Raw genomic sequence first — 24,887 nt, 5'->3', positions numbered from 1 at the left:
GCTGGAAAGGGTCGACCCGCCGCTGGCGGGAGAGGACGACGAAGCGTTCGTCGGGCATGGCGCGACGGTCGCCGACGGCGGAACGGCCGGGAGAGAAAAGCCGTGTCGCCGCCGGGCTCGCGCCCTGTCCCTTCGCCGTCCCCTCGCGTCAGCGGCGGGAACGCGCGATGAGGGATCAGGCGGCCTTTTTCAGGCCAACCTTCGCTTCGGCATAGGCCCAGTCGAGCCAGGGCAGCAGCGCCGCAAGATCGGACGCCTCGACGGTCGCACCGGCCCAAATGCGCAGGCCCGCGGGTGCATCGCGGTAAGCGCCGATGTCATAGGCCACGCCCGCCTTCTCCAGCACGGCGGCGAGCGCCTTGGCGAAGGCCTCCTGCGCATCGGCGGGGAGCGCCTTCACCTCGGGATCGGCCACAACGAGGCAGACAGAGGTGTTGGAGCGCGTCGCCGGCTCCTTGGCGAGGAAGTCGACCCAGTCGGTCTTCGCGACCCAGTCGGCCAGCACCTTGAAATTGGCGTTCGAGCGGGCAACGAGGCCCTCGAGCCCGCCAACCGACTTGGCCCAGTTCAGCGCGTCGACATAGTCCTCGACACAGAGCATGGACGGGGTGTTGATCGTCTCGCCCTGGAAGATGCCTTCGATCAGCTTGCCGCCCGACGTCAGGCGGAAGATCTTCGGCAGCGGCCAGGCCGGCACGTAGCTCTGAAGACGCTCGACCGCACGCGGCGAGAGGATGAGCATGCCATGCGCGGCCTCACCACCCAGCACCTTCTGCCAGGAATAGGTGACGACATCGAGCTTGGCCCAGTCGAGTTCCTGCGCGAAGGCGGCCGAGGTCGCGTCGCAGATGGTCAGGCCCTGACGGTCGGCAGCGATCCAGTCGCCATTCGGAACGCGCACGCCGGAGGTCGTCCCGTTCCAGGTGAAGACCACGTCATGGTCGAAATTAACTTCGGCAAGGTTCGGCAGGTCGCCATAGCCGGCCTTGAGGACGCGGGCATCCTTGAGCTTGAGCTGCTTGACGACGTCCGTCACCCAGCCTTCACCGAAGCTTTCCCAGGCGAGCAGATCGACCGGGCGGGCGCCGAGCAGAGACCAAAGCGCCATCTCGACCGCGCCGGTATCGGACGCCGGCACAATGCCGATGCGATAGTCGGCGGGGATCTGCAGAACGTCGCGGGTGAGGTCTATCGCAAGCTTCAGCTTGGTCTTACCGACCTTGGCGCGGTGCGAGCGGCCGAGCGGAGCATCGCTCAAGGCCTCCAGCGTCCAACCAGGACGCTTGGCGCAGGGACCAGACGAAAAATTGGGATTGGCCGGCTTCGCCGCCGGCAGAGCGTTCATCGTCATTTTAGCCATCCTTCCAGATGGGTGCCCTTCGGTGGGGAAGGGTAGCCCGAGCGGGGATGTACTCCCGCCCCCCTCATCGCGCAAGCGGATTTTTAGCTTCGCCCGCATCCGCATTCAGCGGTCAAAAGGGCATCGCCGGGGAAAAGGTTCGGCCAGAGGAGGCACTCGACCGTGCCCTGACCCGTCAGTCCAGCATGTAGCGGGCGCCGAGCCTGATCTCGTGAGCATCCTGCTGCATGTCGGGGAGAGCGGCGCCGAGGTCAATATTCTCGAGGCTGAGATACCGGTAGCCGACATCGACCTGCCAACGCGGCGCGACATCTACCGAGACACCCGCCATCAGCGCCCAGGCAAGCCCCCAGCCATCCCGGTCGCCAATATTGGCGCCGAGCCACTCGATATCGGCGAGCGAGACATAGCCGGCGCCGACGCCGGCACCGACATAGGGCGTGATGCCCTTCCAGGTGCCGAGGTCGATATAGACATTGGCCAACGCCGTTGCGGCGCTGAAATCGGCGCTCAGATCGCCCGTGCTTGTCGCCGCCTGGCCCCGATAATCCGCGGTAAGATCGACACGGAGCCAGTCGCTCAGACGCGCGCCGATACCAAGGCCGATCAGCCAGGAATCGTCGATGTGGTGCGCCGTCGCGGGTGCGAAATCGAGCTGCGACCCGTCCGGCACTTCATTGATGACGTATCCGATGTCGCCGCGCAGATACCAGCCGCTCTCGTCGTCGATCACGGGCGCTTTCGCGAGTAGATCGTCAGCCTCCGTGCCAAGATCAGCGGCATAAACGCCCGTACTCATCAGCAACAAGATGCCGACGGCTCGGGCGGTCACCCTCGCTGCTGCGCACAGAGCCCCGACATTACGCATACACCCACTCCCGCGGTGCCGGAGATATCTCCGGCAGACGTCGTTGGGCGGCAGAATCGCAGCGAAACTTTAAGGAGCGCTTAACCTTAACGCTTCGCGAACGCGCCTCAGCCCTGCTTGGCCGAGCGGGCCGCGGCCTCAAGATGCGGCGTCAAGGCAGGATCGAGCTTCAGAGCCATGCCCAGCCGGGCGAGGAAGGCGCGCTCCGAGCTGGTATCCGCCTCGATGGCGAGCAGCGCCGTGAGATAGACCTCGGCGGCCTCTTCCGGCGTGGTGACCTCGCGCGCAAGCGTCTCAACCGTCGCAGGATTGGCCAGCTCAGCGGTGAGAAACCGCTCGGCCTCGTCAAGCTGGGCTCCGTGATCGTTCAGCTTGCCGGTGATGGCCACCCGCTCCTGTTCGTCGATATGCCCGTCGGCGAGCGACGCGGCGATCATCGTACGCAGCAGGGTCAGCGGGAGTTGCGTGCGGTCGGCCTGCGCGGGGTTAAAGGGTGAGTCCGGCGGCGGCAGGCTGGCGCCATGGGTGGGAAGCGGCGTTGCCGCCTGCTGCGGCTGCCCGCCCTGCTGATAGTTCTGATAGGCCTTGTAGGCGAGGGTTCCGACGAGGGCGAGGCCGCCGAGAGCCACGGCTTTCTTCGCCACCTTGCGGCCGGACTTGTTGCCGAGCACCAGTGAGACCAGCGCACCGGCCGCCGCGCCCGAGGCGAGCGAGCCGCCATTATTCGACAAATAGCCCTTGGCCTGGCTCAGCAAATCACCGCCGCTGCCACCCTTTTGGCCAAGCGCGCTGGCAACGCCGGACAAGCTGCCAAGGAACCCGCCGGTCGGCGCGGTGCCACCGGTGGGGGCGGGCACGCCGCCGGCGCCGGTCTGCGGGGAAAGGAACTGGTCGAGAAGGCGCTTGGCGTCGAAGCTGCCGCTGTTGAACATTGTGGATCCTGTTCTCAAAGAGTCGCTTCGGAGGTAGGCACGCATCATGGCTTCCGCAAGGAAAAGCCGGCGCCGCCGATAACCTCCGCGTGATCAGCTTCGGGCGCCCTCTCGGCACCGGCTGTCGCATCTCGTGTCGCATCTGTTCAACGACTGCGCCGAAACAATGCTCGCCTGTTTCGAGCCAGCGCGCGACCATGGAGCATCATCGGTCAGACGACGTCATGTCGGAGGCAAATTTGCAGAAATTCTCCGGCCTCGAACTCTTCCGCCGCGCCCTCGGCGGCCACAAGAGCTGGCAGCCCCAATGGCGCAATCCCGAGCCCAAGTCGGAATACGACGTCATCATCATCGGCGCCGGCGGCCATGGCCTTGCGGCGGCCTATTACCTCGCCAAGGAGCACGGCATCACCCGCGTCGCGGTGCTGGAGCGCGGCTGGCTGGGCGGCGGCAATACCGGCCGCAACACCACGATCGTGCGCTCCAACTACCTCTTCGACGAGAGCGCCGCGCTCTACGAGCATTCAGTGAAGCTGTGGGAAGGCCTGTCGCAGGATCTGAACTACAACGTGATGTATTCGGCGCGCGGCGTGCTCATGCTCGCCCACAACATCCATGACGTGCAGAGCTTCAAGCGCCATGTTCATGCCAACAGGCTGAACGGGGTCGATAATGAGTGGCTCACCGCCGAGCAGTGCAAGGAATTCTGCCCGCCGCTGAATATCTCCTCCATGCGCTACCCGATCCTTGGTGGCGCGCTGCAGCGGCGCGGCGGCACGGCGCGGCACGACGCGGTGGCCTGGGGCTTCGCCCGCGCGGCGGATTCGCGCGGCGTCGACATCATCCAGAACTGCGAAGTCACCGGCATCCGGCGCGGCGTCGATGGTGCGGTGGAAGGCGTCGAGACCTCGCGGGGTTTCATCAAGGCAAAGAAGATCGGCGTCTCCGCCGCCGGCCACACCAGCGTGGTGATGGCGATGGCCGGCCTGCGCATGCCGCTGGAGAGCTACCCGCTGCAGGCCCTGGTGTCGGAGCCGGTAAAGCCGGCTTTCCCGACGGTCGTCATGAGCAACACCATCCACGCCTATATCTCGCAGTCCGACAAGGGCGAAATGGTCATCGGCGCCGGCACGGACGCCTACACCTCCTATTCCCAGCGCGGCGCGCTGCACATCACCACCCACACGCTCGACGCCATCTGCGAGCTCGTTCCGCAGTTCCGCCGCCTGCGCATGCTGCGCAACTGGGGCGGTATCGTCGATGTGACACCGGACCGTTCGCCCATCATCGCCAAGACGCCGGTGCCCGGCCTTTATGTGAATTGCGGCTGGGGCACGGGCGGCTTCAAGGCGACGCCGGGGTCCGGCAATGTCTTCGCTCACACCATCGCGAAAGACGCGCCGCACCCGATCAACGCCCCCTTCACGCTGGAGCGGTTCCGCGACGGCTTCCTGATCGACGAGGCGGCCGCGGCCGCCGTCGCGCACTGAGCGAGGACGCGATGCTCATCATCACCTGTCCCTGGTGCGGCGCCCGGCCCGAGCTGGAATTCCGCTATGGCGGCGAGGCCCACATCGCCCGCCCGGCCGACCCGTCCACCCTCTCCGACGAGGAATGGGCCGATTTCCTCTACAACCGCACCAACCCCAAGGGCCTGCACGCCGAACGCTGGCGCCACGTCCATGGCTGCGGCCGCTTCTTCAATGCCGTGCGCGACACGGTGAGCGACTTCTTCGTCGTCACCTACAAAGCCGGCGAAACGTGCCCGGATAGCGCGGGAGATCAGGCGAAATGACCAACCGCTTCCGCACCCCGTCCGGCGGGCGCATCGACCGCGCCGCCCCCGTCTCGTTCCGCTTCGATGGCAAGACCTATAGCGGCTACAAGGGCGATACGCTTGCCTCGGCGCTGATCGCCAATGGCGTGCATCTCATCGGCCGGTCCTTCAAATATCACCGCCCGCGCGGCATCATCTCGGCGGGTTCGGACGAGCCGAACGCGCTGGTCGATGTCGCCCGCGACAGCGCCCGCACCGCCCCGAACCTGCGCGCGACGCAGGTGGAAATCTATGAGGGGCTGAAGGCGGAGAGCCAGAACCGCTGGCCGACGCTTGCCTTCGATGCCGGCGCGATCAATGATCTCGCAGCGCCGTTCCTTCCGGCCGGCTTCTACTACAAGACCTTCATGTGGCCGGCGGGGGCGTGGAAGCGCTTCTACGAGCCGAAGATCCGCGCCATGGCGGGCCTCGGCAAGGCACCTACCCTGCCCGACCCGGATCGCTACACCCAGAACTACGCCTTCTGCGACGTTCTGGTCGTCGGCGCCGGCCCGGCCGGCCTCGCGGCGGCGCTGGCGGCGGCGGAGAGCGGCGCGCGGGTGATCCTGTGCGACGAGCAGGCGGAACTCGGCGGCTCGTTGCTGGCGGAGGTCGGCGCGACCATTGAGGGCAAGCCGGCGCAAGCCTGGCTGGCCGACACGCTCGCCACCCTGGCGCAGCATGAAAACGTCACGCTTCTGCCGCGCACCACCGGCTTTGGCTACTTCCCCCACAACATGATCGCGCTGGCCGAGCGCGTGAGCGAGCACCTCGCCGCCCCCGACCGCGACCTCCCGCGCGAACGGCTCTGGCAGGTGCGGGCGACCGAGGTGGTGATCGCCGCCGGTGCGCATGAGCGCCCGCTGGTGTTCCCCGACAATGACCGGCCGGGTGTGATGCTGGCCGATTCCGGACGCACCTATGTCAGCCGCTATGGTGCCAAGCCCGGCGAGCGGGCGGTGATCTTCACCGCCTGCGATTCCGGCTACCGGGCCGCGCTGGAACTCAAGGCCGCCGGTGTCACCATCGCGGCGGTGGCGGATCTGCGCGCAGAGCTTCATGGCGAACTGCCGAGCCGCGCCCTCGCCGCCGGCATCGATGTGCGGCCAGGCACTGTCGTCACTTGCACGTCTGGTCGTCTGCGCGTCGCCTCCGCCGATCTCGCCAAGGTATCCGGCGGCGAGGTCGGTCGCTCCCAGACCATTGCCTGCGACACGGTGCTGATGTCGGGCGGCTACACGCCGAGCCTCCATTTGTTCTCCCAGTCGCGCGGCAAGCTGGTTTGGGACGCCGCCTCGGGGTCATATCTGCCGGGCATCTCGGTCGAGCGCGAGCGTTCCGCGGGTGCGTGCCGGGGCGTCTATGGGCTCAACGCCGTGCTGGAAGACGGCTATGCCGCGGGTGAGGCCGCGGCCAAGGCGGCGCGCGACACCGTCTCGCCGCAGCGCGGTGCGACGCCGGTGAACGGCCCCTCGTCCCGCTCCTTCAAGGCCGAAGCGCCGGACCTCGGCAATGACGGCTTCATCGGCGCCACCCCGCACAACCGCAACCCTGCCTTCGCCAAGGCTTTCGTTGACTGGCAGAACGATGTCACCTCCAAGGACATCAAGCTCGCCACCCGCGAGGGCATGCGCTCCATCGAGCATGTGAAGCGCTACACCACGACCGGTATGGCGACCGATCAGGGCAAGACGTCCAACATGAACGCACTCGGCATCGTGTCCGAGGCGCTCGGGACGCCGGTGCCGCAGATCGGGTTGACCACCTTCCGCCCGCCCTTCACCCCCACCACCTTCGGCATCTTCGCCGGAGAGGCGCGCGGCGACCTGTTCGATCCGGTGCGCAAGACGCCGATCCATGACTGGGCGGCCGAACACGGCGCCGCCTTCGAGGATGTCGGCCTGTGGAAGCGCGCCTGGTACTTCCCCAAGGCCGGCGAGGATATACACGCCGCCGTCGCCCGCGAGTGCAAGGCGGTGCGCGCTTCGGTCGGCATGTTCGACGCCTCGACCCTCGGCAAGATCGAGATCGTCGGCCCGGACGCCGCCGAGTTCATGAACCGCATGTACACCAACGCCTGGGCCAAGCTTGAGCCCGGCCGGCTGCGCTACGGCGTCATGCTGCGCGAGGATGGCTTCGTGATGGATGACGGCGTGGTCGGCCGCATGGCGCCGGACCGCTTCCATGTCACCACCACGACCGGCGGCGCACCGCGCGTGCTCGCCCATATGGAGGATTATCTCCAGACCGAGTGGCCCGACCTCGACGTGTGGCTCACCTCCACCACCGAGCAATGGGCGGTGATCGCCGTGCAGGGCCCGAATGCCCGCGCCGTGCTGGAGCCGCTGGTCGAGGGGATCGACCTGTCGAAGGACGCCTTCCCGCATATGAGCGTGCGGGAGGGGCATATCTGCGGCGTGCCGACCCGGCTGTTCAGCGTCTCCTTCACCGGTGAACTCGGCTTCGAGGTGAACGTGCCAGCTGAATATGGCCGCTTCATCTGGGAGGCCATCTACGCCTCCGGCGAGCGCTTCGGCATCACGCCCTATGGCACCGAGACGATGCATGTCCTGCGCGCCGAGAAGGGCTACATCATTGTCGGCCAGGAGACGGACGGCACGGCGACACCGGACGACGTCAATCTCGGCTGGGCAGTCGGCAAGGCGAAGAAGGACTTCGTCGGTAAGCGCTCGCTCGCCCGTACTTCGATGTCGGCGCCGGACCGCAAGCAGCTCGTCGGCCTGCTGACTACCAATCCGGCCATCGTGCTGGAGGAAGGCGCGCAGGTCGTCGCTGACGCAAACGCACCGGTGCCGGTGCCGATGCTCGGCCATGTGACCTCGGCCTATCACAGCGCGGTGCTCGATCGGTCCATCGCTCTCGCGGTCATCAAGGGCGGGCGCGGACGCATCGGGCAGAAGCTCGCCGTGCCCATGCCCAGCAGCGTGATCGAGGTCGAGGTGGTCGAGCCGATGTTCTACGACCCCAAGGGAGAGCGCCTGAATGCTTGAGACCTCTTCCCCCACCGGGACTCGGACCATGCCCGTATCCGCCGATCCGCTCGCCGCGCTCGCCCTACGCTCGCCCCGCCGGGCCACGGCCTCGCTCAAGGTTCTGCCGTCCGCGGCGCGCCTCGCCTTCCGGGGGCGCGAGGGCGCCATCGGTCCGGCGGGCGACGCCTTCGGTGTCGCCCTGCCGCGCGAGGCTTGCCGTTTCACCACCAATGAGCAGCGCTCGGCGCTTTGGCTGGGACCGGACGATTGGATCCTGCTGGCGCCGGGCGCCGAGGCCGCGCCAATCGCGGCCGCCATCGAGGCCGCGACTGCTGGTGTGCCGCACTCCCTTGTCGATGTGTCCTCGCGTAGCGTCGGACTGGAACTGACCGGCCCGAAGGCCGCTTTCGTGCTCAACCAGGGTTGCCCGCTGCCGCTCGATCTCGTGCGGTTTCCGGTCGGCATGTGCACCCGCACCCTGTTCCACAAGGCGGAGATCGTGCTCTCGCGCACCGGGTCGGAGACCTTCCGCATCGACGTCTGGCGCTCCTTCGCGCCCTATGTGTGGGACCTGCTGGAAGAGGGCCGGCGCGAGCTGAACTGACGCCGGCCGGCAACGATCCGGTCCTGAGGGCGTGATACCAAGAACAGACCGCGACAGCGGCAGGCGGGGGCGGCAGCGTCGATGATCAGTGCGTTCGAGCTCTTCAAGGTCGGTATCGGGCCCTCCTCGTCGCACACGGTGGGGCCGATGGTCGCCGCCGCGACCTTTGCCGATGGCCTAGCCTCGGCCGGCCTGCTTGAGCGGGTCACCCGCGTCGAGACCGCCCTGTTCGGTTCTCTTGCCTGGACCGGCAAGGGGCATGGCACCGACAAGGCGGTCGTCCTCGGCCTGGCCGGTGAGCGCCCGCATAGCATCGACCCCGACCGCGCCGACGCGCTCGTCGCCGAGGCGACGGCCGCACGGCGCCTCACTCTCGCCGGTACGCGGACCATCGCATTCGAGGCCGGGGCCGACATTCTGTTCGACGGCCATGCCGCCGCGCCCAAGCATCCCAACACGCTGGCCTTCCGCGCGTTCGACGCATCAGGGGCGCTGCTCGTCGAGAAACGCTGGTGCTCCATCGGCGGCGGCTTCGTGGTGCCGGAGGCGGAAGTCGGCGCGCCCGCCGCTGCCTCGGGCGAGGTGCCGATTCCCCACCCTTTCCGCAACGCCCGCGATCTTCTGGTGCAGGGCGAGCGTTCCGGCCTCTCCATCGCCGAGATGATGAGCGCCAATGAGCAGGCGCGCCGCCCGGAGGCGGAGGTCGAACGCCATCTTGATCTCGTCATCGACACCATGATGGCCTGCATCGACCGGGGCATATCAACCGCCGGCGAGCTGCCGGGCGGGCTGAAGGTCAAGCGCCGGGCGAAGGCGATCCGCGACACACTCATCGCCCGGAACTCCAAAACACCGCATGAGGTGATGGACTGGGTGAGCCTCTACGCCATCGCGGTGAATGAGGAGAACGCCGCCGGCGGGCGCGTGGTGACGGCGCCGACCAATGGCGCGGCCGGCGTCGTTCCGGCGACGCTGCGTTATTACCGCGACCACTGTCCGGGCGCGAACCGCGCCGGGATGCACCAGTTCCTACTCACCGCCACCGCCATCGGCGCTCTGTTCAAGATGAACGCCTCAATCTCCGGCGCGGAAGTCGGCTGCCAGGGCGAGGTCGGCGTCGCCTGCTCCATGGCGGCGGCAGGCCTTGCCGCCGCGCTCGGCGGCAGCAATGCGCAGATCGAGAACGCCGCCGAGATCGGCATGGAGCATCATCTCGGCATGACCTGCGATCCGATCGGCGGGCTGGTGCAGGTGCCCTGCATCGAGCGCAACGCCTTTGGCGCCATCAGCGCGGTCAATGCGGCCTCGCTGGCGCTGCATGGCGACGGCACGCACATCGTCTCGCTCGACAAGGTCATCGTCACCATGCGCGAGACCGGGCGCGACATGGCCTCGAAATACAAGGAAACCTCGCTCGGCGGCCTCGCGGTGAACCTCCCGGAATGCTGAAGAAACCGAAGCGCACCGTCGGGACGGCACCGGTCTTGCTAAGACATGCAGCAAATTTGCTATGCTGTGATCCGGAGCAAGCCATGACCCAGCAGCGACCCACCCCTTTCGGCACCATGGCGGCCACCAGCGCGGCGGCCGCGCCCGCCTTGAATGTCGGCTTTATCCTCACGGACAACTTCACCCTGTCCGCCTTCTCGCTGATGGTGGACCAGTTCCGCCTCGCCGCTGATGATGGCGACCGCTCGCGGCCCATCCTCGCGCGCTGGCAGGTGATGGCGTCGCGCCCCGAGCCGATCAGGGCGAGCTGCGGCGTCACTGTCTCGCCGTCCGGGCCGCTCGCGGACCCGTCCAGCTTCCACTACATCATTGTCGTCGGCGGGCTTTTGCATGGCGGCAGCCAGCTCGACGAGGAGAGCATTGCCTATCTCAAGCGCGCCGCGCGGGCCGGCGTCTCTCTGGTCGGTGTGTGCACGGGCAGCTTCGTGCTGGCCCGCGCCGGGCTGATGACCGGACGCCGCTGCTGCGTGTCCTGGTATCACTATCAGGACTTCCTCGACGAATTCCCGCACCACACGCCGGTCGCCGACCGTCTGTTCGTGATCGACGGCGACCGTATCACCTGCGCCGGCGGCGGCGGGGCGGCGGACCTCGCGACCGCCCTCGTGGAGAAATTCCTCGGCCGCTCCGTGGCGCAGAAGAGCCGCCACGTTCTGCTGCTCGACCGCCAGCGGCCCGGCACCGAATCCCAGCCGCACCCGCCCATTGCCGATCTCGTGGCGGATGACCGCGTGCGCCGGGCGCTGCTGCTGATGGAGCAGCACCTCGCCGACCCGCTGCCCATCGCCGACATCGCCCGCCGGCTGCATCTGTCAACACGCCAGCTCGAGCGCCTGTTCCAGACCATCATGGGCCAGCGCCCGGCGGAGTTCTACCGGCGGCTGCGGCTGCGCTATGCGCGCTTCCTGCTCGACACGACTGGCCGGTCGGTGACCGACATCGCGCTCGAAGCCGGATTCTCGGACTGCGCGCATTTCTCCCGCCAGTTCAAGGCGCAGCACGGCTTCACGCCCTCCGACGCCCGCGCCCGCGCGCCCGGCCCGGCGACGCAGAGCATGGCGGCGAGCCGGCTGTTCGACTGATCGGGCCGTCAAATCCCCGCGCCCGTCGGGCTCGCATTACCCTTCATCAGGATCGGCCCCGTGGGCCGGCCCGTTGGCGAACCGCCGGCTGGCTCCAGCGTAATTTCATAGAGCTGTTCGGCGGCCGGCCGCGGCAGGCTATCGACGTTCAGCGGGATGGTCCGCAAGGCGTCGAGCAGCCCGACCGAGACCGGGCCGCGCGCCCGGTCCCACAGGGTCCAGACCTGCAGCGACTTGCCCTCCGGCGCCCTCAGCTCGCTCAGCGCCAGAAGCTCCGTGCGTCCATCCCGGAAGGCGTTGACCACCGCCGCCGGCTGGTTCTGGTCGGACAGAAGCACGGCCACCAGGACCGGGGCCTGTGCCGCCTTTTGGGCGACATAGCCAATGCCCGCCGCCAGCAGCACGGTTGCGGCACAAGCGGCGAGGCCGACACCGCGCCAGAGAGGAAGGCTGTTCCACCAGGGCGCGCCCCGCTTGCGCTGCGTCGCGCGGGTGCCGGAAAGCGGCAGGGTCGTCGGCTCGATGGCGGGTGTAGCCCGCGCCGGCAGTGAGGCTTCAATCCGCGACCACAGAGCCGGATCAGGACGGACGAAGGGCGCGGTCGCGTCGAGCTCGGCCACCCGCTCGCGCCATTCCTCCACCAGCGCGGCAAGGCGTTCATCGACGGCCAGCCGCGCCTCGCAGTCCCGCGCCTCCTCGGGATCCAGAAGGCCCAGCACATATTCGCTGGCGAGTCGCTCGCGCTCCTGCGGGCTCATGCCAGGCAGTCCTTCAGCGTACGAAGGCTCCGGCGGATCCACGCCTTGGCGGTGCCTAGCGGCACGCCGAGCCGGCCGGCCAGTTCGCCATGGGTCAGGCCCCGCAGATAGGCGAGAAGGATCGCCCGCCGCCTCATGGGCTCAAGTCGGTCAAGGCAGCGTTTCAGAGCGCTGGTTTCCGACAGTGCCACCAGAAGGCTCTCCGCGTCCGCCTCTTCAGACGCGGGCTCAATGGCGTCGTAATCCTCCACCAGCTCGATGCGCCGCTCCCCCCTAAGGACATTGAGCGCCGTGTTGCGCAACACGGTGAATGCCCAGGTGGAGGCCTTGCCGCGCGACGGATCGTAGCTTCCGGCCTTTTCCCAGATGCGCAGGAACGTGTCGTGAACGACCTCGTCGGCAAGGTCGCGCCGGCGCAGCATGCGAAGCGCCACGCCCGTCATCTTCGGCGCCAGATGCTCATAGAGCCGATGAAGGCTCGCCCGCTCGCCGCGCGCGCAACCATGCAGCGCCTCGGCCAGTTCGTCTTCAACGGTGTCATGGGCGATGCGCGGCAGGCTCGTCACCAGCGGTTTCCGCAAGGTTGCTCATGGTTTGATACGCCGAAGGAAACGCTACGGATGCAGCGGCAGAATTTTTTCGTCTCGGCTGCGTCCCGCGCCCGAGGCCGCGTGTAGCCGCTCTGTCCGCCGAGACACGCTCGGCCCAACGGAGTACGCCCCATGAACCGCACGATGATCGCCCTCGCCGTCGCCGGACTGGCGATGACCACGACCGCCGCCAGCGCCCAGTCCGTCGCGGCCCTGCTTGATGGCAACAGCATCGCCATCGTGGACGTGAAGGCCGCCAAGGCCGGCGCGCCGATGAAGATCGCCGGGACGGGCACGCTCGTCGGCATCGACGTGCGCCCGGCCGATGGCATGCTTTACGGCCTGTTCGACGACGGCACGCTCGTGACCATCAACCCCATGAGCGGCGCCACCAGCCCCAAGTCGAAGCTCGACACGATGCTGCCCGCCGGCACCGTGGCGACGGTCGACTTCAACCCGGTCGCCGACCGGCTGCGCGTCATCGGCAGCGACGGCACGAATCTGCGGGCCAATGTCGATGACGGCAAGGTGACCAAGGATGGCGCGCTGAAATACGCCGACGCTGACATGAACAAGGCGAGAACGCCCAAGATCGTCGCCGGCGCCTATACCAATTCGGTGAAGGGCGCCAAGGAAACCGCCCTGTTCGATGTCGACGCGGCCGCCGGCAAGCTGGTGAAGCAGGCGCCGCCCAATGATGGCGTGCTGAACTCCGTCGGCAAGCTGGGCATCAGTGCCGGCAGCTACGCGTTCGACATCCCGGCCGGCAGCACGAGCGAGGGCTGGCTGATGGCGGACGGCACGCTCTACCGGGTCGATCTCGCCAGCGGCAAGGCGACGGTGCTCGGGATGATCGGCGGCGTGTCCGGCAAGGTGCACGACATCGCCATTTTTCCGGCCATGTGACGCGCACACCGGACAGGGGGCCGCCACGCGCGGCCTCCTCGCCCGAATGTCGCTTGCAGCAAAGCGACTGTCGCATGCGTGAAAGTCTCGTCTCCCGTTCCGTCGAACAATTCCAGACGACAGCGGGGCTCACCCGCGAGGGAGAACAGACCGATGCTCGACAGCACGCAGACCCCGCTGAAAGCGCTCATCCACCGCCGCAAACCCGGCTACAGCCTGGAAGCTCCGTTCTACACCAGCCCCGACATCTTCGAGGCGGACATGGACGTGATCTTCGGCCATCACTGGCTCTTCGTCGGCGTCGACCCTGACATTCCCGAGCCGGGCGACGCCATGACGCTCGACATCGGCAAGACCAAGATCTTCCTGGTGCGCGATGACGATGGCGAGGTCCGCGCCTTCCACAATGTGTGCCGCCATCGCGGCGCGCCGATCGTGCACGACTACAAGACCACGGTCGGCAATCTGGTCTGCCGCTACCATTCCTGGACCTACGGCCTCGACGGCAAGCTGCTCTTCGCCGAGCATATGGGCGAAGGCTTCGACCCCTCCTGCCACGGCCTCAAGCCCGTGCATGTGCGCTCGCTGGAAGGGCTGCTGTTCGTCTGCCTCGCTGACGAGCCGCCGGCCGATTTCGATGTGATGGCCGCCAAGATGGCGCCCTATCTCGCCCCGCACGACCTGAAGAACGCCAAGGTCGCCTTCGAGAAGGACATCATCGAGCCGGGCAACTGGAAGCTGACGATGGAGAACAACCGCGAGTGCTACCACTGCTCCGGTAATCACCCCGAGCTGACCGTGCCGCTCTTCGCCTATGGCTTCGGCTTCGCGCCGGAGGAGCTCGACGAGCATGGCCGCAAGGAAGCCGAGGACTACGCCAAGCTGGTCACCACCTCGCATCGTGAATGGGAGAGCTGCGGCTTCCCATCCACCATGATGGAACACCTCGACGATATGGTGACCGGCTTCCGCACCGAGCGTCTGCCGCTTGCAGGCGATGGCGAGAGCCACACCTCCGACACCAAGGCCGCCTGCAAGAAACTGCTCGGCAAGATCAACGATCCCAAGCACGGCGCGCTGCACTTCTGGACCCAGCCGAACTCCTGGCACCACTTCATGTCCGACCATGCCGTGGTGTTCTCGGTGCTGCCGCTCGATGCCGAACGCTCGCTGCTGCGCACCAAGTGGCTGGTTCACAAGGACGCGGTGGAAGGCGTCGATTACGACATCGAGAACCTCACCGGCGTGTGGGACGCCACCAATGACCAGGATTCGACGCTGGTCGGCTATTGCCAGGAAGGTGCCCGCAGCCCGGCCTATGAGCCCGGCCCTTATTCCCCGCACACCGAGATGCTCGTGGACAAATTCTGCAACTGGTACATCGGCCGCATGGCCGAGCATATCGGCCGCTGATGATGGATGCCCTGAATCCTGCGCCGTCGCCCGATCCGGCGGCGCTGCGCCTCGCCGGCAGCCTGCCTGAGTGGAACCCGGAAGCGGACGATGTGCTCATCGTCCGCGAGATCCGCGACGAGACGGCGGATGTGAAGACCTTTGTGCTCGCGCCGAAGGAGCCCTGCGTCTTCCGCTACGCGCCGGGCCAGTTCCTTACGCTCGACCTCTCGATCAATGGCGAGGCGATCAACCGCTGCTACACCATCGCCTCGGCACCCACGCGCCCGCACACGCTCGCCATCACGGTGAAGCGCGTACCGGGCGGGCCGGTGTCGAACTTCCTGCATGACCATGTGAAGGTGGGCGGCGAGCTGCGCGCCGTCGGGCCGATGGGCGATTTCTCCTGCTTCACGCAAGGCACGCCCTCGCCGACACCGCGCTATCTGTTCCTCTCCGGCGGCTCCGGCATTACGCCACTGATGTCGATGGCGCGGACCTTCCATGATCTCGGCGAGCCGCGCGATCTCGTCTTCGTCCACGCGGCGCGTTCACCCGATGACATCATCTTCCGCAGCGAGCTGGAAATGATGGCGCGCAACCAGCGCGGCAGCTTCCGCTTCGCGCCGATCTGCGAGGCCGATGGGCCGCTCAATCCCTGGCATGGCCTGCGCGGCCGGCTCAATCTCGGCCTGCTTAACCACATCGCGCCAGACTTCAAGGAGCGCGAAATCTTCGCCTGCGGCCCCTCGCCCTTCATGGCGGCGGTGCGGGAGATGCTGAAAGGCGCGGGCTTCGACATGTCGCGCCACCATGAGGAAAGCTTCGACTTCGCCGAGCTTGCCCGGGCCGAACCCGATGTCGCAGCCGACGTCTCGATCGCCGAGGCGGTGGAAGCGGTGCAGGACGCAGTGGCGCCGCCGGTCGCGAGCTACACCATCGAGTTCGTCAAGCAGAAGCGCACCATCGAGTGCCGCTCCGACATGTTCGTGCTCGATGCCGCACGCCGGGCCGGGGTCCGGCTGCCGTCGTCCTGCTCCAAGGGCCTGTGCGGCACCTGCAAGTCGAAGCTCGTCTCCGGCACGGTGGAGATGAAGCATGGTGGCGGCATTCGCCAGCGCGAGATCGACGCCGGCATGGCGCTGCTCTGCTGCTCCAAGCCAACCAGCGATCTGGTGGTCGACCGCTGAAGCGGCAGGGGTCCAACCTGACGCGCTGAGGTCTCAGCGCGTCAGGCCGAAGGCATCGCCAAGCGCGCCCTTCACCGTGTCATAGGTCGAGACGGCGCCATCCTTCACCGCGTCATAGGCGGCCGTGGTGCCCTTGACCGTGCGGTCGACGATCTCGCCCGGACCCGGCAGCGGCGGCAGGCCAAGGATACCAGCCTCTTCCGGCTTGGGCGCGGGCTCGGCTGCGGGTGCCGCGACGAAGGGCGTCGCGGCGGGGCCCACCGGATAGGAGGTGCGCACGATCATCGGGTCGCGTGTCTCGCAGCCGGCCCCGCACTGGTCGAAGCGCTCGACACCCGCCGGGATTTCCGTCGTCGCCACCGACTTGACGGGCTTGGCCGCCGCCGCATGGGCCTGCGGCGGCTTGTACACCGCCTCCGGCTCGATCGCCCGCAGGAGCACGGGGATGTCCAGCCGATCGGTCTTGGCGAGGTTCGCGGCCGAGAGATCGTCGGCGGGATCGCTTGCCACTACCTGCGCGGCATTCTTCGGCGCGACCGCCTCGCTGATCGCGCGCTCATAGCCACGTCCATCGCCAACCAGATAGATGCTGACGGCGACGAGCACGGCAAAGCCCGCCGGCAGCAGCACGCGGCCCGGCAACCAGGCCTGGAAGGCGGTGAGTGACGACCAAGTGTGGCGCATGGGGATAGATCTCCCTGGTGAATCGCCCTCGCGGCGGATCGCCTTCATTTCGTCGGCGGGGCCGGACATTTTTGCGGCGGCATTCGTTCCCGGCCATGACCGTGCCGGGGTATTTCTGCGCGGTGCCTTGCTACAGTCACGCTCAGCAACCGGCGGCAACAGGACATGATCCGGTGATCGACCTCTCCGCCCTGACCCGCATCGGCTTCCTCACCCTGCCGAACCATTCGATGATCGCCTGTGCCAACGCGCTGGAGGCGCTGCGGATGGCGAATTACGTGACCGAGACCGACACCTATGCCTGGCGTATCGTGACGCACGACGGAGCGCCGGCTGTGGCGAGCAACGGGTTGACGCTCTCGCCCACCATGGCGCTGCACGAGGCCGGGCCGCTCGACCTGCTGCTGGTCTGCGGCGGCATCGATGTGCGCCATGCGGCGAGCCCGGCGGTCGCTGACACGCTGCGGCGCCTCGCCCGGCGCGGCGTGGCGCTCGGCGCGCTCTGCACGGGCAGCTTCGTGCTGGCGGAGGCGGGCTTGCTCGATTTCTACCGCTGCGCCGTGCACTGGGAGAACCTCGCCGCCATTCGCGAGGAGTTCCCCGATGTCGCCTTCGTCGAGGACGCGTTCGTCATCGACCGGGACCGGCTGACCTGCACCGGTGGCATCGCACCTCTCGACATGATGCTCGCGCTTGTCGAGGCCCGCGGCGGGCGCGGGCTCGCGGACCGCGTCTCCGAGCAGTTCATCGTGCGGCGCGACGGCGCTCGCGCGAGCCGGAGCGAGGCGCGCCCGCGCCCCTCCCTGCCCGACCCGACGCTGGCCCGCGCCGTGCGGCTGATGCAGGGGGCGATCGAGCAACCGAGCGACATCCGGCACCTCGCTCACCGGCTCGATGTGTCGCCGCGCCATCTTGAGCGGCTGTTCCGCCGCCATCTCGGCACAAGCCCGGCGGCCTATTATCTCGGGCTGAGGCTGGAGCGGGCGCGGGAATTGCTGCGCCTGTCGCCGCTGCCGGTGACCGATGTCGGTCTCGCCTGCGGCTTCCAGTCGGCGGCGCATTTCTCCACCGCCTATGCCCGCCGCTTCGGCCGCCCGCCGAGCGCGGAGCGGCATGGCGAGAGAAAGGCGAGCGCCTCTCCCGAGTAAGCGTTGCCCATTATGGCGCGGCGCAGCATCTGGTATTACAAAGGAATTCGGGGAACTTCGCCCCGTCTCTGCCGAGGACGCGGTCTTGACCCGCGCTGCCCGCGATGAACATGCCCGTGAAGCCGAACGGCTATCGCCATCTTGCCGCCCGCTATTCCGACCTTGCCGCCGGCGTGCTGGCGCCTGAGCGCACCCCCGTGGCGGACGCGTGGCTCGGCCTCTCCATGACCTTCGTCGCCGGTGCCACCAATGCCGGCGGGCTGCTGGCGGTCGGGCAGTACACCTCGCACATGTCCGGCATCATCTCGGCGGCGGCGGATCATGCGGTGCTGGGCGCGACCGACCTTGTGGTGGCGGGTGGCGGGGCGCTGGCGGCTTTCCTGTTCGGGGCGGCGACCTCCGCGATCCTGGTCAATTGGGGCCGGCTGCATCACGCCGGGCGGGAATATGCGCTGCCGCTGACGCTCGAAGCCGTGCTGCTGCTCGCTTTCGGCCTGCTCGGCAGTTACACGCGCCACTCCTCGCTGGCGCTGGGCGTCGAGGTGGCGGTGCTCTGCTTCATCATGGGGCTGCAGAACGCCACCGTGACCAAGCTGTCCGGCGCCAAGATCCGCACCACCCACATGACCGGCATCGTCACCGATATCGGCATCGAGCTCGGCAAGCTCGTCTATTCCAACCACCGCCGGCGCGGCACGGAGCGCCCGCTGGTGTTGGCTGACCGCGAAAAGCTAAAGCTGCTCAGCTACTTCCTCGGTTGCTTCTTCCTCGGCGGCATCGTCGGCGCGCTCGGCTTCAGCTATGCCGGCTTCATCTTCTCGGTACCGCTGGCGCTGCTGGTCTTCGCCCTGGCCGGCCCCTCGGCGCTGCGCATCGCCTTCCGCTGACGGGACAGTCGCAACGCTACCGACAGCGTGGCGCAAATCTTCTGTTCGGGTGGGGCGAATGCGACGTATCGTTGATGATCGGGACCGGGAACCCGAGACCCTAGGAGCGCGCGCCCGCCATGATCGCCAATGCCGAGGCATTGCTGAAACCCTTGACCATCAAGGGCCTCACCATCCGCAACCGGGTGATGTCCACCTCGCACGCGCCGGGCTATGGCAAGGACGGCAAGCCGCAGGAGCGCTACCAGCTCTACCACATGGAAAAAGCGAAGGGCGGCATAGGCTTGACCATGTTCGGCGGCTCCTCCTCGGTCGCCATCGACAGCCCGGCGGCGCCCTGGGCGCAGATCTCCGTCGCCGATGACAGCGTCATTCCCTATTTCCAGCAATTCGCCGACCGGGTGCATGGCCACGGCGCCAAGCTGATGATCCAGCTGACCCATATGGGCCGGCGCACCAAGTGGGACACCGAGAACTGGCTCCCCACCATCTCCGCCTCCGCCCGCCGCGAGCCGGCCTCGCGCACCGTGCCGCGGGCCATGGACAAGAACGATATTCGCCGTGTCATCAAGAGCTTCGCCGATGCGGTGCGGCGCTGCAAACAGGGCGGGCTGGACGGCTGCGAGATTTCGGCGGCGCATGGTCATCTGGTCGATCAGTTCTGGTCGCCCTCGATCAATGAGCGCACCGACGAATATGGCGGCAGCCTCGAGAACCGCATGCGCTTCGGCATCGAGGTGCTCTCAGCCATGCGTGAGGCGGTGGGCGATGATTACGTCATCGGCATGCGCATGTCGGGCGACGAGCTGATCGCCGACGGTCTCAGCCATGAGGACTGCGTCGCCATCGCTGCGGAATACTCCCGGCGCGGCCTCGTCGACTTCCTGAACATCGTCGGCGGGCAGGCGCGCGACCACATCGCGCACGCTATCTCCTTGCCGAATATGTCGTTTCCGGTGGCGCCCTTCCTCTACCTGCCGAGCGCGATCAAGCGCGAGGTGGAGGTGCCGATCTTCCACGCCCAGCGTGTGACCGACCTCGCGACCGGCGCGCGCGCTGTTGCGGAGGGGCATGTCGACATGATTGCCATGACGCGGGCGCATATCGCCGACCCGCATCTGGTGAAGAAGCTGATGGAGGGGCGGGATGACGACATCCGCCAATGCGTCGGCGCGGGCTATTGCATCGACCGCATCTATGTCGGCGGCGACGCGCTCTGCCTGCAGAACGCCGCGACCGGGCGTGAGGCAACCATGCCTCATGTCATTGAAAAGGCGAGCGAATTCCGCAAGGTCGTGGTGGTCGGCGCCGGTCCCGGCGGGCTGGAGGCGGCGCGGGTCTGCGCCGAGCGCGGGCACTCGGTGGTGCTCTTCGAGAAGGAGACCGTGCCGGGCGGGCAGGTGAACATCGCCGCCAAGGCCGGCTGGCGCGAGGCGCTGTCGGGGATTCCGCGCTGGCTCTTTGCACAGGTGCAAAAGAAGGGCGTCGACATTCGCCTGGGCACCGAGGCCACCGAGGCGGCAATCCTGGCGGAAAACCCCGATGTCGTCATCATGGCCACGGGTGGCCTGCCCAATGCCGGCCATGCCAAGGGCCATGAGCATGTGGTCTCCACCTGGGACGTGCTGACCGGCAAGGTCGAGCCCACCGGCACGGTATTACTCTACGACGAGATCGGCGGCCATAACGCCGCCTCCACCGCCGAGGCGCTGGCCAAGAAAGGCTGCCTCGTGGAGCTGGCAACGCATGATCTGCAGATCGCCCAGGAGGTCGGCACCACTAACCAACCCATTCATTTGCGTGAGCTTTACAAGCTCGGCGTGGTGATGACGCCGAATATGGAGCTGATCGAAATCTACCCCGAAGGTAACCGGCTGATCGCCGCACTGCGCAACACCATGACCGACGCGGAGGAAGAGCGCGTGATCGACCGGGTGGTGGTCGATTACGGCACGCTGCCGGTCGAAGGGCTGTTCCAGAGCCTGCGCACCCGCTCAGTCAATGATGGCGAGACCGATCTCGACGCCCTCATCGCCGGCCAGCCGCAGCGCTGGACGGGGCAGGAGGGCTTCGCGCTCTACCGCGTGGGGGATGCCTGGACCGGGCGTAACATTCACGCCGCGCTGTATGATTCCTTGCGTCTGTGCAAAGATCTCTGACGAAGGACGCGCGGCATGATCCCCGCCGGGACCGCCTTTTCGCTGCTGATTTTGGCCCTCGCCGCCCTGGCGGCGGGGCTGGCGGGACGGCGCGTGCGGCTCTGGCAACGCGGCTCTGAGGCGCGGCTGGTCAGTGCAGTCGGATGGACGATCAGTGCAGTCAGTGCAGTGAGGGTGATCGCCGGACTGAAGGCTCTGCCCCGCCGCTACCTCGTCGATGTCCACCATGTGGTCGGGCGCGACCCCTATGCGGCGCGCATGCATGCGCTGGCCGCTGGCGGGCTGCTCGGCGGCTCGCTGCTCGCCCTTGCCGGGCTCATCCCGGCGCTCAGTGCCTCCCGGCTGTTCTGGGCCGTCGTCGGGCTCGCTTTCGCCGCCGCGCTGGCGGGCGGGTTCATGGTCGGGCGGCGCCGCCTGCCGGTGAAGCCCGCCCGGCTCTCCGGTGGACGCTTCCAGCGCCTGCCGCTCTATCTCGCGGCCTATACGGGCGGCGGCCTGCTGGTGGCGCTCGCCGGCGTGCTCCCGCCGCTCGCCCCCATCGGCTGGTTCGGATTCGTGTTTGCCACCGCCGGGGGAATCGGCCTCGTCCTCCAGATCGACCGGGGGCCGATGCGCCATGCCTTTGCCGGCGCCGCCCATCTCGTGCTGCATCCCCGTCCCGGCCGCTTCGAGGGCGAGCGGGCCACCGCGCTGGCCGCACTCGATCTCGACGCGCCCCGGTTAGGTGCCGCCACCCCCGCCGATTTTCCGGTGAACCGGCTGATCGGCTTTGATGCCTGCATCCAGTGCGGGCGCTGCGAGACGGCCTGCCCGGCCTTCGCCGCCGGCCAGCCGCTGAACCCGAAGCGGCTCATTCAGGATCTCGCCGCCGCCATCGAACCGAACGCTAGCAATGCCGCCTATGCCGGCAGCCCCTACCCCCATGCGCGGCCTGTGGCGGGAGTCGGCGGGCCGGCGCTGCCGCTGGTCGGCGCCGGGGCGATGATCCACCCGGATACGCTGTGGTCCTGCACCACCTGCCGCGCCTGCGTCGAGGAATGCCCGATGATGATCGAGCATGTCGATGCCATCGTCGAACTGCGCCGCTACCAGACGCTGGAACTCGGCGCCCTCCCCCTCAAGGCCGCCCCGCCGCTGATGGAGCTGCGCTATGCCGACGAGACGGCGGGCCGCCCGCTCGCCGCGCGCACCGATTTCGCGGCCGGGCTGACCCTGCCGCTGATCGCCGCCCGTCCCACGGAGAAAGGCCCCGCCGAGGTGCTGCTCTGGCTCGGCGAGGGCGCCTATGAGCTGCGCTATGGCCGCACGCTGCGCGCGCTGGTGACGCTCCTGCACAAGGCGGGCGTCGATTTCGCGGTGCTCGGCCCGGAGGAGCGCGATTGTGGCGACCTCGCGCGCCGGCTGGGGGACGAAGCCACCTTCCAGCGCCTCGCCCGCGCCAATATCGCGACGCTCTCGCGCTATGGCTTCACCCGCATCCTCACCGCCGACCCGCACGCGCTGCACGCGCTGCGCAACGAATACCGGGCCTTTGGCGGCGAGTATGAGGTGGTCCACCACACCGCCTTCCTCGACGAGCTGGTGGCCGGCGGGCGGCTTACCGTGGGCGCGCTCACCGAGGCGCGCGTGACCTATCACGACCCCTGCTATCTCGGCCGCTATAATGGCGAGATCGACGCGCCGCGCCGGCTGCTCGACCGTCTCGGGCTGGAGCGGCTGGAAATGGAACGTTCCGGCAAGCGCTCCATGTGCTGCGGCGGGGGCGGCGGGGCGCCGGTCTCCGACATTGAGGGCGAACGGCGCATCCCGGATATTCGCATGGGTCAGGCGGCGGCGACAGGCGCGGTTATTGTCGCGGTGGCCTGCCCGCAATGCTCGGCCATGCTGGAAGGCGTGACCGGCGAGCGGCCGGAGGTGGCCGACATTGCCGAGCTGGTGCTGCGGGCGGTCGAGGCCGCCACCGTCAAGGCGCCGGACGCGACGATGCGGACCGCACGGGTGCCCGCATGAGCCGGGTTCGCCGCGACCCGCGTGCTGAGCGCGCCGCCCTTCGCCTCGGCGGTGCCGCCCGCCCGCGCTTCGACCTTGCCGCCACGCCCACGCTCTCCACCCGCCTGCGCCGTGACCCGCGCGCGGAGACGAACCAGCAGCTCGTGCCGGGAACGATGCGCCGCCGGCTCGACCGCACGCAGCGGATCGCGAGTGTCGCGCCGGCCGTCGCCGCTGCGCCGATAGCCCCAGCGGAAGCCGCGCCGCGCCTGCGCCTTATCCCCGAGCCGGCCTATCTCGTCGCCGTGGTGCCGGATGCGCCGGGCGGGCGGCTCAGCCCGCATGACCGGCAGGTGATCGGCGCCGCGCGGCTTCTGGCGGATGACGGCGGCGGGGCGGTGCTGGCGCTGGTCGAGACGCCCTCGGACGAGTTCGGCGCCGCTGGCATCGACCGCGTGCTCGCTTTGCCCACCGCCGGCTACGACCCGGAGGGCAAGGCGGATGCCGTCGCCGCCGTGCTGGAGAGCCTCAAGCTGCGCCATGCGCTGTTCCCCGACAGCGCGGATGGTGGCGATCTCGCCCGCCGTGTCGCCGCGCTCTCTGGCGAGGCGCTGTTCGCCGGGGCGGAGAGCCTGTCGCCGAAATCCGTGACCCGCGCCGCCCGCGCCCGCAAGGCCGAGCAGCGCCGGGCCCCGCCGCGCCTCATCAGCCTCGCCGCCGACGCGGTGGCGCCCCATGCTGGCACGCGGCACGAAGCGGCCATGCTCGATTTCACCTTCCCGCCGCGCGCGCCGGGCGCGGTGCTGGCGGCCGAGTTCATTCCCGCCGACCCGGCGACGGTGGCGCTGGCGGAAGCGGAGTTCGTCGTCTCCGCCGGCAATGGCATCAGCGATTTCGACGCCTTCCGCGCGCTGGTCGCCGCGCTCCAGGCCACGCCCGGCGCGAGCCGCATGGTGTGCGATGCCGGGCTGATGCCGCGCGCCGCGCAGGTCGGCGCCTCCGGCACGGTGCTGACGGCGAGCTGCTATTTCGCCCTCGGCATTGCCGGCGCGCCGCAGCACCTGCAGGGCATCACCGGCTGCGAGCATGTGGTGGCGGTGAACACCGATCTGCACGCGGCGATGATCGAGCGGGCGGGCCTTGCCATCGTCGCCGACGCGCAGGAGGTGATGCCGGCGCTGCTGCGGCTTCTCGCGGGAGAGGACGCATGAGGATCGTCGTGCTGCTCTCCGCCGGGCGCCACCGCGTCTCCGGCCAGCCGGCGCCGGTGCCGGTCGAATTGCAGGCGCTCCGCCTCGCGGTCGAACTGGGCGGCGAGGTGACGGTGCTTCATGCCGGGCCCGAACTGGGCGCGCTCGCGGATGCGCTCGGCCACGGCGTCGGACGGCTCGATCATCGGGTGATCGCTGACGGCGACGACCCGCTGCCGAGCCTTGTCGCGGCGCTCACCGAGAACCCGCCGGACCTCATCCTTGCCGGGCGCAGCGGCCAGGGCGGGGAGGATGCCGGGCTGCTACCCTACGCCCTCGCCCGCGCGCTCGGCCGGCCCATCCTCGCCGATGCGGCGGGGCTGGGCGCGGGGCCGGAGGCGGGGACGCTCGCCGTCGAGCAGGCCTTGCCGCGTGGCGCCCGCCGGCGCGTGATGCTGCGGCTGCCGGCTCTTCTCACCGTCCATCCCGCCGCGTCGGCGCCGCTGCCCTTCGCCTTCGCCGCCCGCCGGCGCGGGGGGATCGCGACGGCCCCCGGCATCACCGCGCCGCAGGCGGTGGAGATAGAAGAACGCCCCTACCGCCCCCGCCCGAAGCTGATCGCCAAGGCGGCTTCCGGCGCTTCCGCCGCCGAGCGGCTGAAGGCGGCGACGCAGGCGGCGGCCGGCGGCGGCAAGCTGCTGGTCGATCCCTCGCCCGAGGAGGCCGCGCGGGAAATCCTTGCCCATCTCGCGAGCCTCGGCCTCAAGCGCGGTTGATGCGCGCCCGGAGATCGCCGCCTGTCACGCGGGCGACATGAGCCCGCGCCATCC

General features: G+C 68.4%; 21 protein-coding genes. 15 read left to right on the top strand and 6 right to left on the bottom strand.

Annotated elements, in window-relative coordinates; genetic code table 11:
• Positions 1 to 175: 175 nt before the first annotated feature.
• The 3 genes from OU996_RS08060 to OU996_RS08050 all read right to left on the bottom strand — a co-directional run bounded on the left by OU996_RS08060 (position 176) and on the right by OU996_RS08050 (position 3,160).
• Entirely contained in the window at positions 176 to 1,351 is a 1,176-nt protein-coding gene (locus OU996_RS08060) for a phosphoserine transaminase (RefSeq protein ID WP_267585086.1), read from the bottom strand.
• Positions 1,352 to 1,535: 184 nt separating this feature from the next.
• Positions 1,536 to 2,093 (bottom strand): outer membrane protein, encoded by a 558-nt coding sequence (locus OU996_RS08055; protein ID WP_267585085.1) that lies wholly within the window; start codon positions 2,091 to 2,093, stop codon positions 1,536 to 1,538.
• Between the two features lie 242 nt (positions 2,094 to 2,335).
• Positions 2,336 to 3,160 (bottom strand): tellurite resistance TerB family protein, encoded by an 825-nt coding sequence (locus OU996_RS08050; RefSeq protein ID WP_267585084.1) that lies wholly within the window; start codon positions 3,158 to 3,160, stop codon positions 2,336 to 2,338.
• A gap of 224 nt (positions 3,161 to 3,384) precedes the next feature.
• Between OU996_RS08050 and OU996_RS08045 the strand changes: the two genes are divergently transcribed.
• The 6 genes from OU996_RS08045 to OU996_RS08020 all read left to right on the top strand — a co-directional run bounded on the left by OU996_RS08045 (position 3,385) and on the right by OU996_RS08020 (position 11,164).
• Positions 3,385 to 4,650 (top strand): sarcosine oxidase subunit beta family protein, encoded by a 1,266-nt coding sequence (locus OU996_RS08045; RefSeq protein ID WP_420712720.1) that lies wholly within the window; start codon positions 3,385 to 3,387, stop codon positions 4,648 to 4,650.
• 11 nt (positions 4,651 to 4,661) lie between these two features.
• Positions 4,662 to 4,955: a sarcosine oxidase subunit delta gene (locus OU996_RS08040; protein WP_267585083.1), complete on the top strand. Its 294-nt coding sequence runs from the start codon at positions 4,662 to 4,664 to the stop codon at positions 4,953 to 4,955.
• Positions 4,952 to 7,987, top strand: coding sequence for a sarcosine oxidase subunit alpha (locus OU996_RS08035; RefSeq protein ID WP_267585082.1), 3,036 nt, complete (start codon positions 4,952 to 4,954; stop codon positions 7,985 to 7,987). The genes OU996_RS08040 and OU996_RS08035 overlap by 4 nt, the downstream gene beginning before the upstream one ends.
• 28 nt (positions 7,988 to 8,015) lie before the next feature.
• A complete protein-coding gene (locus OU996_RS08030) occupies positions 8,016 to 8,573 on the top strand; it encodes a sarcosine oxidase subunit gamma (RefSeq protein ID WP_267585081.1) in 558 nt (185 codons plus the stop codon).
• An 81-nt stretch (positions 8,574 to 8,654) separates the two neighbouring features.
• Positions 8,655 to 10,022, top strand: coding sequence for an L-serine ammonia-lyase (locus OU996_RS08025; protein ID WP_267585080.1), 1,368 nt, complete (start codon positions 8,655 to 8,657; stop codon positions 10,020 to 10,022).
• Between the two features lie 83 nt (positions 10,023 to 10,105).
• A complete protein-coding gene (locus tag OU996_RS08020) occupies positions 10,106 to 11,164 on the top strand; it encodes a GlxA family transcriptional regulator (RefSeq protein WP_267585079.1) in 1,059 nt (352 codons plus the stop codon).
• Between the two features lie 8 nt (positions 11,165 to 11,172).
• Here OU996_RS08020 and OU996_RS08015 read toward each other — a convergent pair whose 3' ends face one another.
• Positions 11,173 to 11,922 carry an anti-sigma factor gene (locus OU996_RS08015; protein WP_267585078.1) on the bottom strand — a complete coding sequence of 250 codons (750 nt, stop codon included), beginning with the start codon at positions 11,920 to 11,922 and terminating at the stop codon, positions 11,173 to 11,175.
• Positions 11,919 to 12,488 (bottom strand): sigma-70 family RNA polymerase sigma factor, encoded by a 570-nt coding sequence (locus OU996_RS08010; RefSeq protein ID WP_267585077.1) that lies wholly within the window; start codon positions 12,486 to 12,488, stop codon positions 11,919 to 11,921. The genes OU996_RS08015 and OU996_RS08010 overlap by 4 nt, the downstream gene beginning before the upstream one ends.
• A gap of 156 nt (positions 12,489 to 12,644) precedes the next feature.
• Between OU996_RS08010 and OU996_RS08005 the strand changes: the two genes are divergently transcribed.
• The 3 genes from OU996_RS08005 to OU996_RS07995 all read left to right on the top strand — a co-directional run bounded on the left by OU996_RS08005 (position 12,645) and on the right by OU996_RS07995 (position 16,000).
• Positions 12,645 to 13,418 carry a DUF4394 domain-containing protein gene (locus tag OU996_RS08005; RefSeq protein ID WP_267585076.1) on the top strand — a complete coding sequence of 258 codons (774 nt, stop codon included), beginning with the start codon at positions 12,645 to 12,647 and terminating at the stop codon, positions 13,416 to 13,418.
• 153 nt (positions 13,419 to 13,571) lie between these two features.
• On the top strand, positions 13,572 to 14,831 hold the full coding sequence (locus tag OU996_RS08000; protein ID WP_267585075.1) for an aromatic ring-hydroxylating oxygenase subunit alpha: 1,260 nt from the start codon (positions 13,572 to 13,574) through the stop codon (positions 14,829 to 14,831).
• A 2-nt stretch (positions 14,832 to 14,833) separates the two neighbouring features.
• Positions 14,834 to 16,000: a hybrid-cluster NAD(P)-dependent oxidoreductase gene (locus OU996_RS07995; RefSeq protein WP_267585645.1), complete on the top strand. Its 1,167-nt coding sequence runs from the start codon at positions 14,834 to 14,836 to the stop codon at positions 15,998 to 16,000.
• 33 nt (positions 16,001 to 16,033) lie between these two features.
• Here OU996_RS07995 and OU996_RS07990 read toward each other — a convergent pair whose 3' ends face one another.
• Positions 16,034 to 16,684 carry a hypothetical protein gene (locus OU996_RS07990; protein ID WP_267585074.1) on the bottom strand — a complete coding sequence of 217 codons (651 nt, stop codon included), beginning with the start codon at positions 16,682 to 16,684 and terminating at the stop codon, positions 16,034 to 16,036.
• 173 nt (positions 16,685 to 16,857) lie between these two features.
• Between OU996_RS07990 and OU996_RS07985 the strand changes: the two genes are divergently transcribed.
• From OU996_RS07985 to OU996_RS07960, 6 genes are all read left to right on the top strand, one after another.
• Positions 16,858 to 17,832 (top strand): GlxA family transcriptional regulator, encoded by a 975-nt coding sequence (locus tag OU996_RS07985; RefSeq protein ID WP_267585073.1) that lies wholly within the window; start codon positions 16,858 to 16,860, stop codon positions 17,830 to 17,832.
• A 104-nt stretch (positions 17,833 to 17,936) separates the two neighbouring features.
• Positions 17,937 to 18,719: a YoaK family protein gene (locus tag OU996_RS07980; RefSeq protein WP_267585072.1), complete on the top strand. Its 783-nt coding sequence runs from the start codon at positions 17,937 to 17,939 to the stop codon at positions 18,717 to 18,719.
• A 119-nt stretch (positions 18,720 to 18,838) separates the two neighbouring features.
• Positions 18,839 to 20,878, top strand: coding sequence for an NADH:flavin oxidoreductase (locus tag OU996_RS07975; protein WP_267585071.1), 2,040 nt, complete (start codon positions 18,839 to 18,841; stop codon positions 20,876 to 20,878).
• Between the two features lie 15 nt (positions 20,879 to 20,893).
• Positions 20,894 to 22,888, top strand: a complete 1,995-nt coding sequence (locus tag OU996_RS07970) for a DUF3483 domain-containing protein (protein ID WP_267585070.1) — start codon at positions 20,894 to 20,896, stop codon at positions 22,886 to 22,888.
• On the top strand, positions 22,885 to 24,078 hold the full coding sequence (locus tag OU996_RS07965; protein WP_267585069.1) for an electron transfer flavoprotein subunit alpha/FixB family protein: 1,194 nt from the start codon (positions 22,885 to 22,887) through the stop codon (positions 24,076 to 24,078). The genes OU996_RS07970 and OU996_RS07965 overlap by 4 nt, the downstream gene beginning before the upstream one ends.
• Entirely contained in the window at positions 24,075 to 24,833 is a 759-nt protein-coding gene (locus tag OU996_RS07960; protein WP_267585068.1) for an electron transfer flavoprotein subunit beta, read from the top strand. The genes OU996_RS07965 and OU996_RS07960 overlap by 4 nt, the downstream gene beginning before the upstream one ends.
• Positions 24,834 to 24,887: the final 54 nt, after the last annotated feature.

This window comes from Ancylobacter sp. SL191 (assembly GCF_026625645.1).
Taxonomy (GTDB): Bacteria; Pseudomonadota; Alphaproteobacteria; order Rhizobiales; family Xanthobacteraceae; genus Ancylobacter.
Note: the sequence above shows the minus strand (reverse complement) of the source record. Positions and strands in the feature narration are given on the sequence as shown.